Genomic DNA, 17,899 nt, shown 5'->3' on the forward strand with positions numbered 1-17,899 from the left:
AAATGGACGTGGCTTCTGTTTATAAAATATCAATTACTTTTTGAACGGATTGGGCTGATTTTTGTAATGCATCTTTTTCATTCTCTAGTAAATCCAATTCGATTACCTTTTCAATCCCTTTATCACTTAAAATGACCGGAACACCTAGACATAGATCGTGAAAACCATATTCGCCTTCTAAATAAGCAATAGCAGGTAAAATACGTCGTTGCCCTTTTAAGATTACTTCCGCCATTTCTGTTAATGCCGCAGCTGGTGCGTAATAGGCACTACCATTACCGAGTAGCTCGACGATTTCCGCACCACCTTTGCGTGTACGTTCAATGATTGCATCTAATTTTTCTTTAGAGATTAGATTTTCCAAAGGAATGCCTCCAGCGTAAGAATAACGAATAAGTGGTACCATATCATCTCCATGTCCACCAAGCACGAATCCTGTAATATCTTTTACAGATAGATTTAACTCTTCCGCTACGAATGTACGGAATCTTCCAGTATCCAGGATTCCAGACTGCCCGATAATTCGTTCTTTAGGAAAGCCAGTTTCTTTCAGCAATGTGTAAGTCATTGCGTCAACAGGATTACTTAATACTAAAACATAAGCATCTGACGCGTATGTTTTTATTTCGTTTGCGATGGATTTCATAATTTGAGCATTTGTCGTAACTAAATCATCACGACTCATCCCAGGTTTACGTGCAATTCCAGCAGTTACGATGACTAATTTTGCGCCTTGTATTTCTTCGTAGTTTGAGGAGCCGGTAATTTTACTATCGAATGACTGGATTGGGCTTGCCTCTAACATGTCCAATGCTTTACCTTTTGTTGGCATTTCCATATTAGGAATATCAATCAAGACGATATCCCCAAGTTCTTTTTGAGCTAAAAATAGTGCAGTAGTTGCACCGGTAAATCCTGAGCCAATGACTGCAATTTTTTCACGTGACATTATTTTCTCCTCCTTATAATTTTAACATTCCATGATGATGAAAAAACATGCATGAAATAACGGACAATATGTATACGCCATTTCAAGCATGTGTTACAAATTACTTTAGTCGATTTTCACAATCCAATTAAATGGATCTTCTATCCTACCATATTGAATACCTGTTAATGTATCAAATAATTTTTTTGCAATTGGTCCGGTTTCGCCATTGTTGACGATATAATCTTTTCCTTCCCATGTTAATTGTCCAACAGGGGAAATAACGGCAGCTGTCCCTGTTCCGAAAACTTCTTCTAAAGTACCATTCTCGTGTGCTTCAGCAATTTCTGCCATAGAAATACGGCGTTCTGTTACTGGTACCTCCCAGTGGTGTAACATTTCAAGCACAGAATCACGAGTAATTCCTGGTAGAATACTTCCATTTAATGCAGGTGTTATTACTTCGCCATTTATTTTAAAGAAAACATTCATACTTCCTACTTCTTCAATATATTTTTTCTCTACACCATCTAACCATAAAACTTGTGCGAACCCATCTTTACTTACGATTTCTTGTGCCATTAAGCTAGAAGCATAGTTTCCTGCTGTTTTTGCTTCTCCAGTACCACCTTTTACTGCACGAACATAGTTATTTTCAACAGCGATTTTAACAGGGTTCATTCCTTCTTTATAATACGCACCAACTGGTGATAAAATAATCATAAATTTGTATTCATTAGAAGGATTTACGCCTAAGTAAGCTTCTGTAGCAACGATAAATGGACGAATATATAAAGACGTACCTTCATCTGTCGGTACCCAATCTTTTTCAATTTCTATTAATTTTTTCAAAGCTTCCAATGCAAATACTTCATCGATATGTGGAATAACCATACGGTCATTGGAATGATTTAATCGTGCAAAGTTTTTCTCAGGACGGAATAATTGGACAGAACCGTCTTTTGCAACATATGCTTTTAATCCTTCAAACACCGTTTGACCGTAATGAAAGACGATGGAAGCTGGATCTAATGTAATCGGTTGGTAAGGGACGATTCTTGGGTCATGCCATCCTTTCTCACCTTCATAGTCCATAATGAACATATGGTCTGTAAAGCTATGACCGAATTGCAATTCTCCAGTAGGCTTTTCTTTTAATGTTTTTCTTAGTTGTACGTTAATTTCTTGTTTACTCATCATACTATCCCCTTAAAAAAAATAACAAAAATCTTTCCTCTCTATTATATAACATTCAGACAACTTTTTGTTCAAAAAAGAGAAAGAATAGAGAGATAATTCCATTTTTTCTTAAAATAATGAAATCTATTGATAATTCCTTGTAAGTTGGTTGTAATAATGATATATTAATTCATAGTTATTTCATATGAATAATATCGAATAGGGGGAAGTTTAGTGAAAAAGCATGTTTTAGCCTTTATTTTAGTTATTATCTTAGGAGTTATGGTGGCATGTAGTAATGAAAATACAACTAAAAATGATCAGGGTGGCGCAGCTAAAGAAGGTGAACAATTTGATCTCCGTTTGGCGACTGTTGTTTCAGCACCACATCCATGGTTAGACGCAGCGGAGTATTTTAAAGAAGAAGTAGAAAAACGAACAGACGGAAATGTGACGATTAGTATTCACCATAGTGGGTCCCTAGGGGATGATGAAACGACGATTGATGAGATGCGTCTAGGAACCATCGATTTTGTTATTGGTGGAACACAAAACGCAGCTTCATTCGTACCACGATTGCAAATTTTTGGGTTAGCTTATTTATTTGAAGATATGGATCATTTTGAACGTGCAATTGATGAAAATAGCCCATTGTTCGAATACTTTGAACAAGAATTTGTCGATAAAAATTTAGACGTGAAATTACTCGCTCTATCTGGTGGGGGAACACGTTATTTATCGAATAACAAAAAAGAAATAAAAAGTCCAGATGATTTGAAAGGAATTAAATTGCGACTACCAGGCTCACCGATTGAAAATGATATTTGGTCTGCTTTAGGTGCACTACCTTCTTCATTATCTTGGAATGAAGTATATTCCGGCATTCAAACGGGTGTTGTAGAAGGATTTGAAAGTACATTAAGTGGATATACAGGAAGTAAATTATATGAAGTAGCACCATATGTTAGTTTGACAGAGCATTTATATATGGCAACACATTTTACAATGAGTGAACTAACATTTAATAAATTACCAGAAGAATATCAAGAAGTTATTGATGAAGTGGCAAAAGAAGCAGCAAAGTTAGGAACTGAAAAAGGGATAGAATTCGATGAAGAATTGTTCAAAGAGTTAGAAGAACGTGAAGTGACAATTACAGAAGTTGAGCGTGATAAATTCGTTGAAATTTTAGAACCGTTACATGATGACTTAGCAGCTCAACTAGATGCAGAAGAATTAGTAGATATTGTTCGTGAATTGAAAGAATAAATGTGTCATGGTTAGTGATATTACAATATGAAACGATAAAAGTGACACGATAATGGGAATATATCTCTTCGTGTCACATTTCTTGTAATACAATATATGAATCTTTATCTATCTCATCTTCTTTTAAAGGGAGTTTTGATATGCTAAAAAAAATAAATGATCGAATCGAACAATTATTATTAACGATAGGATTTTTATTATTAGGGACATTTATTGTCGTTGTACTATTAAAAGTAATTATTCGTAACTTCTTCCACGTGCCGATGATGTGGGCAGATGAAGTTGCGGTTCTTTGTTTTATTTGGACAGTATTTTTAGGGGCTGCAGTTGCTGTAAGAAGAAAAATACATTACACGGTTGATTTAGCGCCAAATAAAATAAAAATGAACTTAGTTTTTGATTTGTTCGCACATATTATCGTTTTGTCCCTAATCTATGTCATGGTCGTGCATGGATATTCTTTTACGAAGATGGGGTTATCACGATATTCAACGGTATTAACGATTCCACTTTCCTATACTTTTGCCGCAATTCCGGTGAGTGGATGTTTCATGTTCCTTTTTACAGTCGAACAATTTATCAATGATTGGAAAATATTACAAAGATTACGCAAGCATAAGGGGGAACAAGTATGAATCCACTCGTTTTACTATTAATTACATTTTTCATTCTTGTGTTCATTCGTGTACCGATTGCCTTTGCTTTAGGAATTTCATCCATTATTACTATCATTTATTTAGACTTACCATTTACAAGTGTCATTAACCAGTTTTATACAGGGATCGATAATTTTACATTGCTTGCTGTCCCATTCTTTTTACTTTTAGGTGGATTGATGAATGATGGGGGAATCACAGAGCGATTGTTACAATTTTCTCGTGTAATTGTCGGACATATTCGTGGTGGGCTTGCGCATATTAATGTTTTTGTAAGTATGATTATGGCTGGTTTATCCGGTTCAGCTGCAGCAGATACAGCAGCGATTGGGCCTGTTCTCATTCCAGCGATGAAAAAGGAAAAATATGATGCAGGTTTTAGTGTCGCAATTACAGCATGTTCCTCGACACTTGGTGTGATTATTCCACCGAGTATTATGATGGTCGTTTACGGAGCAATGGCACAAGTTTCTATTGGAAAATTATTTTTAGCTGGAATAGTTCCTGGTGTTTTAATTGCACTCGGACAGATGACATATACATATTTTTTAGCGAAGAAACATGATTATCCTGCATATCCGAAGCCGACAGTGAAGGAAGTGACGGTTTCGTTTAGAAAAGCGATTCCGACATTGCTCTTACCAGTCATTATTATCGGTGGGATTACGACAGGGATTTTTACCGCGACAGAAGCGGCTGCTATTGCCGTTTTTTATGCATTACTTCTAATGTTCATGTATAAAACGTTGAAAGTAAGAGACTTACCAAAACTATTGAAAGAGACGGTAGTCCAATATTCATTACCAATGTTTGCGGTAGCTTGTGCGGGCATCATGGGTTGGCTCATTGGCTATTTACAAGCACCAGAATTAGTTGCCAATTTTATTATGGGAATAACAACCTCTTCAACAGGTATCTTTTTATTATTAGTTTTATTTTTACTTATTATTGGAACGTTTTTAAGTCCATTAGAAGCCATTATTATATTCTTGCCGATTATTACAAAATTAGGAGATTTGGCTAATTTAGACCCAGTCCATCTTGGGATTATTACATGTCTCGTTTTAGCTTGTGGGATGGTGACACCACCGTATGGGATTTGTTTATTAATTGCAACACAAATTGGAAAAATTTCAACGGTACGTGCATTCGTAAGTATTATGCCAATTTTACTTATTACGATAGGAATTATTTTAGTTGGAGTATTTGTTCCAGATTTATTTTTATTCTTACCAAATTGGTTAATGCCAGATGCATAAAATCGAATATATGATACTATTTATTTACAGGAGGGATTCAAATGACGATATTTGAAGCACAAACAGAAAAGGAAAGATTAGCATTAATAGAAGAGACTGCAAAGGCATTTAAAGAAAGAGCATATAAACATGATATAGAAGGAACGTTTCCATATGAAAACTATGAAGATTTAAAAGCGATTCGTTATCCGGCTGCAACTGTACCTAAAAAATATGGTGGCTTAGAAATTAGTTTAGTAGAGATGTTAAAGGCTCAAGAAATTATTGCATCCTATGATGGTTCGACTGGTCTATCGATTGGTTGGCATATGGGAATTACGAAAAATGTTGCTGAATTGAATGTATGGGACGAGGAAAAATATGCTTCCTATGCAAAAGAAGTCGTCGAAAAAAATGTCCTATTAAATAGTGCTGCAACAGAACTTGCAACAGGAAGTCCAACACGTGGAAATCGTCCACAAACAAATGCAGTTGCAACAGAGGATGGATGGGTGTTAAATGGACGAAAATCATTTACGACATTGTCCCCGATTTTAGATTATTTTGCTGTAACAGCATCGATAGAAGGAACAGATGATGTGGGGAACTTTTTAGTGCCTCGTCATACACCTGGGTTAGAAGTAGTAGAAACATGGGATTCGGTCGGAATGCAGGCAACAGGAAGTCATGATATTGTATTGAAAGATGTACAGGTAGCTAAAGATGATTTATTACATTATTTAACGCCAGGGGATAAGGGAGCACAAGGGTGGTTGCTTCATATTCCAGCTTGTTATTTAGGTATTGCAAAAGGTGCAATGAGAGAAGCATTACAATTTGCAACGACATATTCTCCAGCGAATATAGAAGGAACGATTTCAGATATTCCGACTGTCAAACATAAAATTGGTGAAATTGAATTGCTTTTATTAGAAATGGAATCTATTTTATACCGTGTTGCAAGAAAATGGGATGAAAGTGATGATGATGTACGTCAGACGATGAAGGCAGAACTTGGTGCTGTAAAGGTATCTGTCGTTAATAAAGCAAATAAAGTAGTAGACCTTGCAATGAGAATTGTTGGGGCAAGAAGTTTATCAGCAAAAAATCCATTACAAAGGTATTATCGTGATGTTCGCGCAGGATTACATAATCCACCGATGGATGATATGACACTTGTAGTGTTAGCGGATCAATCTATTTCGCGATTTAAAGAACGACCATAACAGTAGGAAGAAGATAGAAAAAAACTTGCGATAATAATAATCGCAAGTTTTTTTCGTCAACATTTACTTATCATAAACCATCATTAGAGCCAATAATGATGGTTTATTCTCCCTTTAAACCTTCATATAACGTATCGATATTGTATTGTAAAAATTTCACATACGTATCAACTTCTGAACCTTTTTCTCCAATTTCATCCGAATATAATTCACCAAAAATGTCAACACCTGATTCAGCTGAAACAGTTTCCATTGGACGTGTATCTACATTCGTTTCAACGAATAAAACGGGTGGTTCATGTTCTTTAATAAACGCGAGCAATGATTTAATCTGTTCTGGTGAACCATTTTCCTCTGTATCAATTGCCCAAATAAATCCTTCTTCGAGTCCGTATCGTTTTGTCATATATTGATATGCTTGCTCACTTGTAACAAGTACACGGTTTTCTTCTGGAATTTCTCCGAGCTTTTCTTCATATTCATCAGCAATTTCTTGGAGTGTTACAACATATGCTTCTCCATTTTCTTTGTAGTAGTCCTCATTGTCTGGATCAATTTCAATTAGTGCATCGATTGTATTTTCAGCCATTTTTATTCCGACATGTGGGTCTAAAAATGCGTGTGGATTAATTTCTTCTTCTCTGCCATCTCCACTAACAACATATTCAGGTTCTACCCCTTCTGTTAGTTCATATGCATTATCCCAATCTTGTCCTGTTGCATCCATCATTTTCCCAAACCAACCATTTTTTCCACCTTCTAAGTTTAGACCGTTATAGAATAGCACATCTGCATCTGTTGCAGCTTTAATATCCTCTGGTAAAGGTTCATATTCATGTGGATCTGTCCCAGTTGGTACTAAGTTGTGAACGGAAACATTCTCTCCTCCAATTGTTTCTACCATGTCCGTTAAAATGGTAAATGAAGTGACAACTTTTATTTCTCCATTTGTAGGAGTTGTTTCTTTCTCATTATTGTTGCCACCACATGCAACTAAAATGAAAGATAATACCATCATTACTGTTAATAATGTCATTCTTTTCATTTTCTGTTTCAATTTTTTCCCTTCTTTCCATTAATGTACACGTATTTTTCTCGTACGTAAAGCTTTGAATAACACCCCTTGTTTGGGTGAAAAAATAAAGACGATTATAAAGATAATCGTTGCTGCTATTACGATGACTGCACCGGAAGATAAATTGTATTGAAAACTAATATACAATCCGATGACAGATGATAATGCACCAAAAAATGAAGATAGTACAATCATGACCGAAAAGCGGTTTGTTAATAAATAAGCAGTGGATGCTGGTGTAATCAGCATCGCTACGACAAGTACTACTCCAACAGTTTGTAAAGATGCGACCGTTGCAAGTGTAAGTAGTAACATAATGCCGTAATGAATCCATTTTGTTGGTAGACCATAAGAGGCCGCTAATGTCTCATCAAATGTACTGACGAGTAATTCTTTATAAAAAATGACGACACACATAATAATGATGATGCCGATAATGATCGTAATGATCATATCGGATGATCGAACAGCTAACACATTTCCGAACAAAATTTGTGTTAAGTCTGTTGCCGTTTGCGCTTTTCCAATTAATATAATACCAAGTGCAAAAAAGGCTGTAAATACGATACCGATAGATGCATCATTTTTAATTCGGCTATGTTGGCTAACAACTCCAATTCCGACAGCAGTTAAAATTCCAAAAAAGACTGCACCATAAAAATAATTAATTCCTAACATATAAGAAATCGCCACACCTGGTAAAATGGCATGTGAGATGGCATCTCCCATTAAAGCCATCCCTCGCAAGATGATAAATGAACCGATAATACCACAAATAATTCCGACGATAACAGAAGTGACGAAAGCACGTTGTAAAAATTCATAGTTCATTAAATCATTGATGAAATCCACTATGCCTCGCCTCCCATCGATTGAATGATATTAAAATCAATATTGTATGCAGAAGACATCAGTTCCTTTTGCATTACTTCTTTTACATTGCCATATTTCATTAGTTTTTTATTAATTAATAATAATTGGTCAAAATATTGTTCCACCTTCGTCAAATCGTGATGAACGACAAAAACGGTTTTACCTTCATCACGTAGTGCCTTTAAAATAGTGATAATAGTATTTTCACTTGTCACATCAATTCCAACAAATGGTTCATCTAAAAAGAAATAATTTGCTTGCTGAGCAAGTGCACGTGCTAGGAAGACACGTTGTTGTTGACCACCGGACAATTCCCCAATTTGTCGGTCGCGATAATCCAACATATTCACTTGATCCAGGCATTCGTCTGCCCATTTTTTATCTGCCTTTGTTGGTCGTCTAAATAAACCTAACCTTGGGTACGTGCCGAGTAATACAGTATCACGTACTAATATTGGAAAGTCCCAGTCAATATTACTTCTTTGGGGAACATAGGCAATTTGTTTTCTCATTTTCGTAATTTTTTTCCCATCAATTCGAACATCGCCGTGGTCCCGGTGAATGAGGTCAAGCATCGCTTTCATCAAAGTAGATTTTCCTGCCCCATTTGGACCGATAATACCAATCAACTGTCCACTTTTTATTGAAAATGAAATATCTTGTAATACTTCATTTCCGTCATACGAGACGGTTAAATCTCGGACATCTATACTCTTTCCCATTGTTTCACCTTCTCAATATATGTTGTGTATACCACATTAACTTAGCTATGAACTAAAGTTTTTACCGTATGCAACATTTGGTGATTTCATCATAATACAAATTTTAAAATTTGTAAATCGAAATGTTAAAAATGATTGAATTGTTTTATAAATCAAAAAAATTTTTTGAAATCGTGTTTTCTTTTCCGTATTTTTAATACCATATTGTATGACAATGAGTAGTAAAAAGTTTTTATTTTATCGCCTATTTTTATGTGGATGATTTATGAAATACTATTTTTCTAGTTATATGGAACCATTTATAAAGAAAATATGATATAGGACAGAAAAGACGTCATGATGAAGAAAGATACTACGATCATTGCTTCTATTATGCTCTTTTGTATTATCGTATTATTCATATCAATGTATTCAGTAAATGATAAAGAAGTGAAGAAGGCAGCTGGTGTCGAAGCATTCGGTTGTGCAAACATTACGACAGCAATTAATCCAAGCGATATGGACAAAATGAAAGCAGGGGACGAAGCTGTCGCAAAACAAGTAGGAGAGAATATGGCTAGATTGGCCCATGAATTGACGAAATTCATTACCGATGTTGTTGAAATGTCACATACATTACAAGAACATACGACACATTTAAAATGTAAGGAAAAAATCCGGATATACATAAAGGTTCTATGCATTTCCGGATTTTTTATACAACGGCATTTAATGATTCAATTCGCCCTCACTATCGAAATATGGGTTAATATGTACGAGCACATCTTCTATTTCTACATGTGAATCCATTAATATATTTTTCACTTCACGTGCGATATCGTGGCCTTCTTTTACAGTTATATGTGGGTCCACACTAATTTTAATATCAATAATGATATAACTACCGTGCGTACGTGCAAATAATTGATCAATTCTTTTCACGCGATCAATTTTAAAAACTGTTTCTTTATAATGTTGGATTTCATCTTTTGATAATACTTTTTCTAAAATGACTGTTGCCGACGCTTTAATTAAATCATAACCGACCTTCATAACGATGATCGAAACGAGAATTCCTGCAACCGCATCTCCATAAATAAAATAAGATAAGTGGAGTTTTTCCCCAAGGATAGATAATCCAACCCCGATTAATGCTGCAATAGATGATAAGGAATCTGATCGATGATGCCATGCATCTGCAATTAGTGCAGAACTATTGAGCTTCTTTCCTAGACGAGATTTGTAATGATATAAACCTTCCTTCACTCCAATAGAAATTAAAAGAATAAATAATGCCAATACAGATGGTGCTGGTGGGACGATGCCGTAAAATACTTTAATGGAAGAAATACTAATTTCAATTCCAACAACAATTAATAAAATTGCCACGATAATAGATGCGATATTTTCGGCTTTTCCATGACCATAAGGGTGTTCCTCATCTGGCGGTTTATTCGCAATTTTTACTCCGAATAAAATAACGAAGGAACTTAATACGTCAGAAGCTGAGTGAAGCGCATCAGCAAGTAATGCACGACTTCCAGATAAGACTCCTCCAACGGCTTTTAATATAGATAATAATAAGTTTACAATGATACCAATCCAAGTGGCAAAAACGATTGGCTTGACTCTATTTCGTTGCATACATGTTCATCCCTTCTTTCTAATGATTCTATCGTAACAGGAAAACATCGTGTGAGTCTATAGCAATGATGTTGCAAAGAGGAACAAGACGAGATGAAAGAAACAATGTTTCCTATAGTAAAAACCTTTATTTGAACGGGTGTGTAATCTTTTTTATATGAAAAATAATGGAATATTCTGTTACACTATACATATAACAGAAAAAGGGGAGTACATATAAAATGAAATTATTGAATTTTCGAAAAAATGGAAACGTACATTTAGGTATAAAAACAGATAAAGGTATTTTAGATGTAAGAAGTGCTGCCGAATCGTTAAATGAAGAACATATTCCAACCAATATAATGGATGTCATTGGTGAAGGAGAAGAAACAAAAAAAGTGTTACAAACATTTGTTGAAGATCCACGCGTTGCTGCTTTTTTTATGGAAGAAGAGAGCATACAATGGGCACCTGCTGTCACAGAACCGAAAAAGATTATTTGTGTCGGGCTAAATTATAAAAAACATGCCGATGAAACGAAATCACCGTATCCGAAAATACCAATTTTATTTAATAAATTTGAAAATGCCCTATCCGGTCATTTAAATGAAGTGGTCGTTCCTAGACAGACAGAAAGATTAGATCATGAAGTAGAACTAGGTATCGTCATCGGCAAAACCGCGAAAGATGTAACAAAAGAAAAGGCATTAGATTATGTATTTGGTTATTGTACGACAAATGATTTATCTGCACGTGATGTACAAAAACATGGTGTTCAATGGATGACAGGTAAAACATTTGATGGATTTGCACCAGTTGGCCCGTATTTAGTGACAAAAGACGAAATAGAAAATCCAAACAATTTACATTTAACTGCAAAAGTAAATGGAAAAGTACATCAGGATTCCAATACTTCTGATATGATTTTTAATTGTGAAGAATTAATTTCATACATTTCTGCGCATATGACATTACAACCTGGGGATATTATTTTAACAGGGACACCTGAAGGCGTAATTTTAGGTTGGCCAAAAGAAAAAAGAGTATACATGAAAGCAGGAGATGAAGTAACAGTCGAAGTGGAAAAGTTAGGTGCATTGACGACGAAATTTATTACGCCATAAAGGGAAGAACAACTTATGTACAACAGTTGTTTGATTGACTTTTTACACGCCGAAATGTAAACTGTTATTGTATATAAAATATCGACGGATATATGAGGTGAAGAAATGATTACAGCTACATTGACAATCGGTGCAATTCTAAGTGCTGCTTTACTTATCGTAAGCCTTATCTTAGTAAAAGCTACACCGAAAAAGAGCTATGTTGCGTATTACCCGGGATTTCTTTTCTTTGCAGCAGGACTAATTTTATTATTATTTGCTACAATCTTAGACTCGAAAGTAACTGTTTACGGTGACGCTGGTCTAGGTGGATTAGGAATCGCATGTCTTTTTGCAGCAGCTGTTAGTACGATGGTTGCAGCAGTTGTGGACGCATATAGACAAGTTGCGTAATAAAGAAAAAAGCTTGAGACGACATTTCGTCTACAAGCTTTTTTAATTTAATTTTGTTTTTCCGTCCTGCTGAGTAATTTTTCCCTGTTTCATTAAACGACCGAGTGCCCGTTTAAAAGCGGATTTACTCATATGGAAAGTACGTTTAATTGCTTCGGCATCACTTTTGTCCCAAAAGTCCATTTCACCGCCAACTTCTGTTAAGTAAGCATAAATTTTCTCCGCATCATCATCTAACCGTTCATGTTTCATCGGAAGTAGTGAGATGTTTAACGAACCGTCTTCCTTTACTTCGATGATACGTCCTGTCACAACTTGACCGAGACGTGGTTCTTGTTCACGTTCTGTATAGTGGATGAAACCACGATAGCCATCTTCTGTATAAATAACTGCTCCTTCACGATCTACTCGAATGACCCTTCCTGTCACTTGTTCATTTAAATCAACATCGTTGGCAAATTCAAACATATCTTGGAAGTAAGATTCCTTCGCAGGAATAGCTAAAAGACGGTCTTTACTATCTGCTTTTAATGTGACAAAAAGTTTGTCTTCAGGTTCAGGCCAAACAGACTTAAATGCTGGTAAGTCTTCTTTAAACACTAGAATATCTTCTCCTATCCCGATCGAAATATATGCGCCTAAATGTGGGATCACATCGACAACATCCACCCACCCATACGTACCGACGATTACTGGTGGAATTTGATCTGCTGCCATGAATTGTTTTTGTTCATTTTTGTATACAAACACATCGACTACATCACCTGGGTCATACGATTTTTCTGTATGTAATAATGCCTCTGTGCGTCCTTTTTGAACGACATATTTGTCGTCATTTTCTAATTGACCGAGCACATGCATTGCATAGATTGTTCCTACGTTTAATTTATCCATTATATACCCTTCTTTCTTTTACACGTACAGATACTTCGTTTATCTTCTCATAATTGTATATGTTTCGCAAATATGCCTTTAAAGAGTTCGCATATGTTGTTTCGTGTACATTTTTACGATGATAAAGTTAATGCCAATTATAATCGTTGTCAATATGCTCGCTTCTAAACCAAATGACCCTCCAGTTAACAACGGAAGATCCGTTGTTACATCTATCTTATATAATCCGTGGGGATCTAATCCACTTACGGGAAACCCGAATATCGATCCTTGGAAAAAATTCCATGTGAAATGAAACCCAATTGGCATAAGTAAACTCCTCGTGCGGTCAAACATATAAGCGAATAACAATCCAATGAGGAAAATATTGATCAGACCTAGAATAGCGATATTTGGATTGAATACATGTGCAAATGTAAATAATAGTGCGGACACGATGTAAATGACGGCCTTTTTATTATGCTTCGCACGCATCGTATTCATCACATATCCACGGAATAAAATTTCTTCAAATAAACTAACAAGAATGAACAGAATAAAATAAACGAAGAGAGCACTTGTAATATTCGGTTCACTAATCGGATTTATTAGGACAATTTGATTCGTACTGTACAAAAACACGAATAAAATAGTAATCGATAATGCTCCTAGAATAAGTCCTGTCCATAAATCGGATGCACGGCCTTGTACATACATCTTATTCGGATTTTTCTTATTAATCGTTCGATAAGCAATAAAAGTAGCAGCAATTCCACCAAATGTTCCTGCTCCTTGAGTGAATAAAATAGTAAACGGGCTTTGTAAAAATACATTAGGAGTATCATTATGACGCCCAGCCATTTCTATTAAATTTAAAAAAGTCATGCCTGGCAATGTAAACATAATTTGCCCGACGAGAACGATGACAAAGGCACCTAAAATAAGCCATCCTGATCTTACTTCATTCCACTCATTTTTAAACATATTATCTACCCTCATCTATATACATTATACAATCTTATTATAGCATGGAACCGTATGACATATAGGAATATGGTACAATGAGACGAAAGAATAGAAGGAGGAATTAGACGTGGACCTGTTGTTGCAACATAAAGTTGTCCTTGTAACTGGGGCAAGTCAAGGATTAGGAAAGGCCGTAGCAACCCTTTTCGCAAAAGAAGGATCAACCGTTTTTATTAGTAGTCGAAATGAAGAAAAACTTGAAAAGGCAAAAAAAGCAATAATCGAAGAAACAAATCATCATGCTATTTATATAGTTCCTTGTGATATGAGTGATGCAGCACAAATTGAACAATTAATTGAGACGGTTGTCCATCAAGCTGGAACAATTGATGTTCTGATTAATAATGCCGGGGGACCACCGGCAGGCAAATTTTTAGATATGACAGACGATATTTGGATGAAATCTGTCGAACAAAATTTACTTAGCGTCGTTCGTGCAACGAGACATGTTTTACCTTATATGCAGAAACAACAAGCTGGTCGTATCGTAAATATTACTTCTTCATCCATTAAACAATCGATTGATAATTTAATCGTTTCTAATACATTACGTCCAGGTGTATATGGCTTAACGAAAAGCTTAGCACAAGAGTTTGCTGATGAAAATATTTTAGTGAACACGGTCGGTCCAGGAAAAATTGGTACAGATCGTATGACACAATTGTTAGAAAATACAGTTAAGACAACAGGGAAATCTTTTGCGGAAGTAGAAGCGGAAGCATTAAAAGAAATTCCGCTCGGTCGTTTCGGTACGCCAGAAGAATTCGCGACCGCAGTTGTTTTCTTAGCATCCTTTGCCAATACATATATTACCGGACAACAATTAATTGTCGATGGTGCCTCTATAAAAGCTTTATAAATTACATTTTGTTTGTGTAAAAGGTGACACAGTACGTATTTCTTGTACAGTGTCACCTTTTTAACGACTTTTCATGTTTATTTCAATAATGTCGCTAGTAAATGATAAAGTCCGATTGCCATTAATAAAAATGGTGGCATGTAAGACAAAGATGCGATTGTTTGATTTTTTGTGGAAAATTTCCCCAAAGTGATGCCGCCAAAAAGCAATAAAACAGTTGCTAAAGCGATCATTGAAGCTAGAAAAATTGGTGGAAAAGCTAAAAACGCTGCCCCAAATCCAGCCCCGAACGCATCCATCGTTAAAAACAATCCGAGAAAGAAAGCTTCCTTTAAAGAAATATGTTTAGATTGATCTTTGTCAAAGCTCATTTCAGACGTAGAACGGTGATTAGAACGTAATAGCAATAATCCTAAACTAATCAAAATAAAACTGCCGATGACATCGGTCCATTTTTCAGGTAGAAATAAACCGAATAAGTCGCCTATTTTCATTGCCGTAAAAACGACCGTACATGATAAAAGAAAAATAACGATGTATGCACGAAGTGGCACGTTAATTTTTTTCATCCCAAAACTTATACCAATCATAAAACTATCGAAACTAACTGCAAGCACAATGAATAATAGTTGGATATGTTTCATTCCTATCAAGTCCTTTTTAAAACGACTGTCCTTATACCTTATGTAGAAAGCCGAAAAATGTTCCGATGCAAATAGGTATTTTACCCTATCAATATAAATGGCTCCTAATGACTTTCTAGTACAAATGTAGTATGATAATAGTTGTAATATTCGATATATGGGGGGATCTACATTGGAGAAATTAATTAAAACGTCTAAAGCTAGACAGGCATTAATGAAAGTAGAAAAAACTGCAAAGCAAATTGAACACCTCATACAACAAGATGCAGATTTTGAGAAAAATTACCAAGCATTACATGAAGAATTAGATCGGGCATTAGGACGAGATGAATATTTTGTGATCGTTGATACAACAGGAAAAAGTTATATTCATACGAATCGTTTATTAGAAGGGACGATTTTTTCAGATGATGTCGGCTTACAAGCTGCGAATACATCCAAAGGACTTTTGCAAGTGTATGAACGATTAACAGGGGAAGTATTAATTGATGGATCATGCCCACTTGTGACCATTAATGGAAAACAATATAATTTGCGCATAGGACGAATTGTACACCAACAAGTATTGCTTCCTATGCTCGCATTGTGTGCAATCGTACCAGCAATCCTTATTTATGGTTTAGCATGGTTTTTACAAGTAGATACAAGGGCAAGTATCGTTATTAGTATAAGCGTTTTAATTGGTGGGTTTATCGTTACTTATAGTATGTATACATATGTGATGCGCGCACATCAAAAATGGCAAACGATGACGAGAGAAATTTCCGCTGGGAATTTGACGAAGGAAATTCAAAATCAATCACGGAATGAATTCTATCAAATCGGTTTTGAGATTAATAAGATGGTTATTGGAATGAAACGAATGGTGGAAGATTTAGCGCAATCATCTGAAATGATTACAAAGGTTAGTAGAGATCAACGGGACGAGGCGACTAATTTATCCGAAACATTTAAGCAAATTGCAGAGACGATGCAATCGTTTCAAAGTGGGGCGGAAAATCAACTTGCTTCGTTACAGTCTGCAAGTGCGATGGTACAAACGATGATTCGTGGTGTGAAAAATATGGATGAACAAATCGAAGATACACTGTCTATTTCGAAAGAAGCAAATAAAGCAGCAGAAGAAGGGCATGGGGCGATTCAACAGTCCGAAAAAAAGTTGTTACAATTAGAACGATCGATTTTACAATCAGCAGAGACGATTAGTGCTGTTGCGGAAGATGTCGATCAAGTCATTCAAAAAGTGTCATTAATTACAAAAATTGCGGAACAGACGAATTTACTAGCTTTAAATGCGTCGATTGAAGCGGCACGAGCAGGAGAGGCTGGTAGTGGGTTTTCTGTTGTGGCAACGGAAGTACGGAAGTTAGCAGAAGATACGAATGCATTTGCCCAAGATATTTTTGTACAATTAGAGAAAACACGGGAAGAAATGAAAGATGCTGTGCATCAAGTGACGACGAATAAAGATACTTTCCAAGAAGGAATAGAAATCGTACAAATTGCTGGTAGATCGATTGAACAGTTAAATAAAGCTTCTAATCAATCGAATGAAGCGGTCATGAAAAATAGTGCTTATGCGGAAGAGTTAACGAAAGATGGCGCACATTTAGAAGAAATTATTGAAGATATTAATACGATTGCGGAAAGTTTTACAGAACAAGTAATTAAAACAGTAGCGAATTTAGAGAAGCAAGTAGAGGGAGTCCATCGATTGGCAGAAGATGCCCGGGAGTTAACCGAGCAAGCGACATCTTTAGACAGTACTGTCCACAAATTTACAATACATTAAAAAATGTGCGTTATTGTATGAAAATTTTCTGAATTTCAACGTAAATAGTTTACGAAAGAGGCTTTTTTCGTGTATGATGGAGAAAGGAAGCGAATTGAATTGAAGGAGGGTACATGAATGGCATTCGTTATTTTAGAACCGTGTGGTGCAGAAAAAGCAGCTGAGTGTGTTAGTGTCTGTCCAGTCGATTGTATCGAAGAAGGACCAGATCAATTTTATATAGATCCAGATATTTGCATTGACTGTGGTGCATGTGTCGCTGTTTGTCCAGTTGATGCAATTGTAGAGGAATATGATTTACGACCAGAAGATGAAATTTATTTAACGAAAGCGGAAGAGTTTTTCGCTAACAAATAAATGTATAATAAGAAATCCCATTATAAAGATGTTGCTAGCTATCTTTATAATGGGATTTTA

19 protein-coding genes are annotated in these 17,899 nt (G+C 35.7%); 10 read left to right on the forward strand and 9 right to left on the reverse strand.

The genetic code is table 11. From position 1 onward, the window contains the following. Nucleotides 1–19 precede the first annotated feature (19 nt). Together mdh and WKT09_RS12485 are read right to left on the reverse strand one after the other, a co-directional pair. On the reverse strand, nt 20–949 hold the full coding sequence (gene mdh, locus WKT09_RS12480) for a malate dehydrogenase (RefSeq protein ID WP_340416341.1): 930 nt from the start codon (nt 947–949) through the stop codon (nt 20–22). 105 nt (nt 950–1,054) lie between these two features. Further along, nucleotides 1,055–2,125: a branched-chain amino acid aminotransferase gene (locus WKT09_RS12485; RefSeq protein WP_340416342.1), complete on the reverse strand. Its 1,071-nt coding sequence runs from the start codon at nt 2,123–2,125 to the stop codon at nt 1,055–1,057. A 216-nt stretch (nt 2,126–2,341) separates the two neighbouring features. Between WKT09_RS12485 and WKT09_RS12490 the strand changes: the two genes are divergently transcribed. From WKT09_RS12490 to WKT09_RS12505, 4 genes are all read left to right on the forward strand, one after another. Beyond that, nucleotides 2,342–3,376 (forward strand): TRAP transporter substrate-binding protein, encoded by a 1,035-nt coding sequence (locus tag WKT09_RS12490; protein WP_340416343.1) that lies wholly within the window; start codon nt 2,342–2,344, stop codon nt 3,374–3,376. Between the two features lie 140 nt (nt 3,377–3,516). Further along, nucleotides 3,517–4,011, forward strand: coding sequence for a TRAP transporter small permease (locus WKT09_RS12495; RefSeq protein ID WP_340416344.1), 495 nt, complete (start codon nt 3,517–3,519; stop codon nt 4,009–4,011). Continuing rightward, on the forward strand, nt 4,008–5,291 hold the full coding sequence (locus WKT09_RS12500) for a TRAP transporter large permease (RefSeq protein ID WP_340416345.1): 1,284 nt from the start codon (nt 4,008–4,010) through the stop codon (nt 5,289–5,291). Before WKT09_RS12495 ends, WKT09_RS12500 begins: the two co-directional genes overlap by 4 nt. A gap of 41 nt (nt 5,292–5,332) precedes the next feature. Continuing rightward, nucleotides 5,333–6,496, forward strand: a complete 1,164-nt coding sequence (locus tag WKT09_RS12505; protein WP_340416346.1) for an acyl-CoA dehydrogenase family protein — start codon at nt 5,333–5,335, stop codon at nt 6,494–6,496. Between the two features lie 103 nt (nt 6,497–6,599). On the opposite strand, the gene WKT09_RS12510 is transcribed toward WKT09_RS12505, so the two are convergent. The 3 genes from WKT09_RS12510 to WKT09_RS12520 are packed head-to-tail and all read right to left on the reverse strand — an operon-like array spanning nt 6,600 to nt 9,166. Further along, nucleotides 6,600–7,553: a metal ABC transporter solute-binding protein, Zn/Mn family gene (locus WKT09_RS12510; protein WP_340416347.1), complete on the reverse strand. Its 954-nt coding sequence runs from the start codon at nt 7,551–7,553 to the stop codon at nt 6,600–6,602. 18 nt (nt 7,554–7,571) lie between these two features. After that, nucleotides 7,572–8,402 (reverse strand): metal ABC transporter permease, encoded by an 831-nt coding sequence (locus tag WKT09_RS12515; RefSeq protein ID WP_340416359.1) that lies wholly within the window; start codon nt 8,400–8,402, stop codon nt 7,572–7,574. Nucleotides 8,403–8,422: 20 nt separating this feature from the next. Then, nucleotides 8,423–9,166: a metal ABC transporter ATP-binding protein gene (locus WKT09_RS12520; RefSeq protein ID WP_340416348.1), complete on the reverse strand. Its 744-nt coding sequence runs from the start codon at nt 9,164–9,166 to the stop codon at nt 8,423–8,425. Between the two features lie 336 nt (nt 9,167–9,502). On the opposite strand from WKT09_RS12520, the gene WKT09_RS12525 reads away from it, so the two are divergent. After that, entirely contained in the window at nt 9,503–9,949 is a 447-nt protein-coding gene (locus tag WKT09_RS12525; RefSeq protein WP_340416349.1) for a hypothetical protein, read from the forward strand. Here the strand turns inward: WKT09_RS12525 and WKT09_RS12530 are convergent. Next, on the reverse strand, nt 9,875–10,789 hold the full coding sequence (locus WKT09_RS12530; protein WP_340416350.1) for a cation diffusion facilitator family transporter: 915 nt from the start codon (nt 10,787–10,789) through the stop codon (nt 9,875–9,877). The two genes, WKT09_RS12525 and WKT09_RS12530, sit on opposite strands and share 75 nt — an antisense overlap. Nucleotides 10,790–11,010: 221 nt before the next feature. On the opposite strand from WKT09_RS12530, the gene WKT09_RS12535 reads away from it, so the two are divergent. Together WKT09_RS12535 and WKT09_RS12540 are read left to right on the forward strand one after the other, a co-directional pair. After that, on the forward strand, nt 11,011–11,895 hold the full coding sequence (locus tag WKT09_RS12535) for a fumarylacetoacetate hydrolase family protein (protein ID WP_340416351.1): 885 nt from the start codon (nt 11,011–11,013) through the stop codon (nt 11,893–11,895). Nucleotides 11,896–12,000: 105 nt separating this feature from the next. After that, nucleotides 12,001–12,288, forward strand: a complete 288-nt coding sequence (locus WKT09_RS12540) for a hypothetical protein (protein WP_340416352.1) — start codon at nt 12,001–12,003, stop codon at nt 12,286–12,288. 42 nt (nt 12,289–12,330) lie between these two features. Here the strand turns inward: WKT09_RS12540 and WKT09_RS12545 are convergent, their stop codons facing one another. Together WKT09_RS12545 and WKT09_RS12550 are read right to left on the reverse strand one after the other, a co-directional pair. Beyond that, nucleotides 12,331–13,182: a CvfB family protein gene (locus WKT09_RS12545; protein ID WP_340416353.1), complete on the reverse strand. Its 852-nt coding sequence runs from the start codon at nt 13,180–13,182 to the stop codon at nt 12,331–12,333. 78 nt (nt 13,183–13,260) lie between these two features. Next, complete coding sequence (locus WKT09_RS12550) at nt 13,261–14,145, reverse strand: CPBP family intramembrane glutamic endopeptidase (protein ID WP_340416354.1); 885 nt, start codon at nt 14,143–14,145, stop codon at nt 13,261–13,263. A 109-nt stretch (nt 14,146–14,254) separates the two neighbouring features. On the opposite strand from WKT09_RS12550, the gene WKT09_RS12555 reads away from it, so the two are divergent. After that, nucleotides 14,255–15,046 carry an SDR family oxidoreductase gene (locus tag WKT09_RS12555; protein WP_340416355.1) on the forward strand — a complete coding sequence of 264 codons (792 nt, stop codon included), beginning with the start codon at nt 14,255–14,257 and terminating at the stop codon, nt 15,044–15,046. A 77-nt stretch (nt 15,047–15,123) separates the two neighbouring features. On the opposite strand, the gene WKT09_RS12560 is transcribed toward WKT09_RS12555, so the two are convergent. Continuing rightward, nucleotides 15,124–15,690, reverse strand: coding sequence for a manganese efflux pump (locus WKT09_RS12560; RefSeq protein ID WP_340416356.1), 567 nt, complete (start codon nt 15,688–15,690; stop codon nt 15,124–15,126). Between the two features lie 172 nt (nt 15,691–15,862). Between WKT09_RS12560 and WKT09_RS12565 the strand changes: the two genes are divergently transcribed. After that, nucleotides 15,863–17,482 (forward strand): methyl-accepting chemotaxis protein, encoded by a 1,620-nt coding sequence (locus WKT09_RS12565; RefSeq protein ID WP_340416357.1) that lies wholly within the window; start codon nt 15,863–15,865, stop codon nt 17,480–17,482. A gap of 117 nt (nt 17,483–17,599) precedes the next feature. Continuing rightward, complete coding sequence (locus WKT09_RS12570) at nt 17,600–17,839, forward strand: indolepyruvate ferredoxin oxidoreductase subunit alpha (protein WP_340416358.1); 240 nt, start codon at nt 17,600–17,602, stop codon at nt 17,837–17,839. The last annotated feature ends 60 nt before the right edge of the window (nt 17,840–17,899 follow it).

The organism is Pseudogracilibacillus sp. ICA-222130 (genome assembly GCF_037892545.1).
Lineage (GTDB): Bacteria > Bacillota > Bacilli > Bacillales > Amphibacillaceae > Pseudogracilibacillus.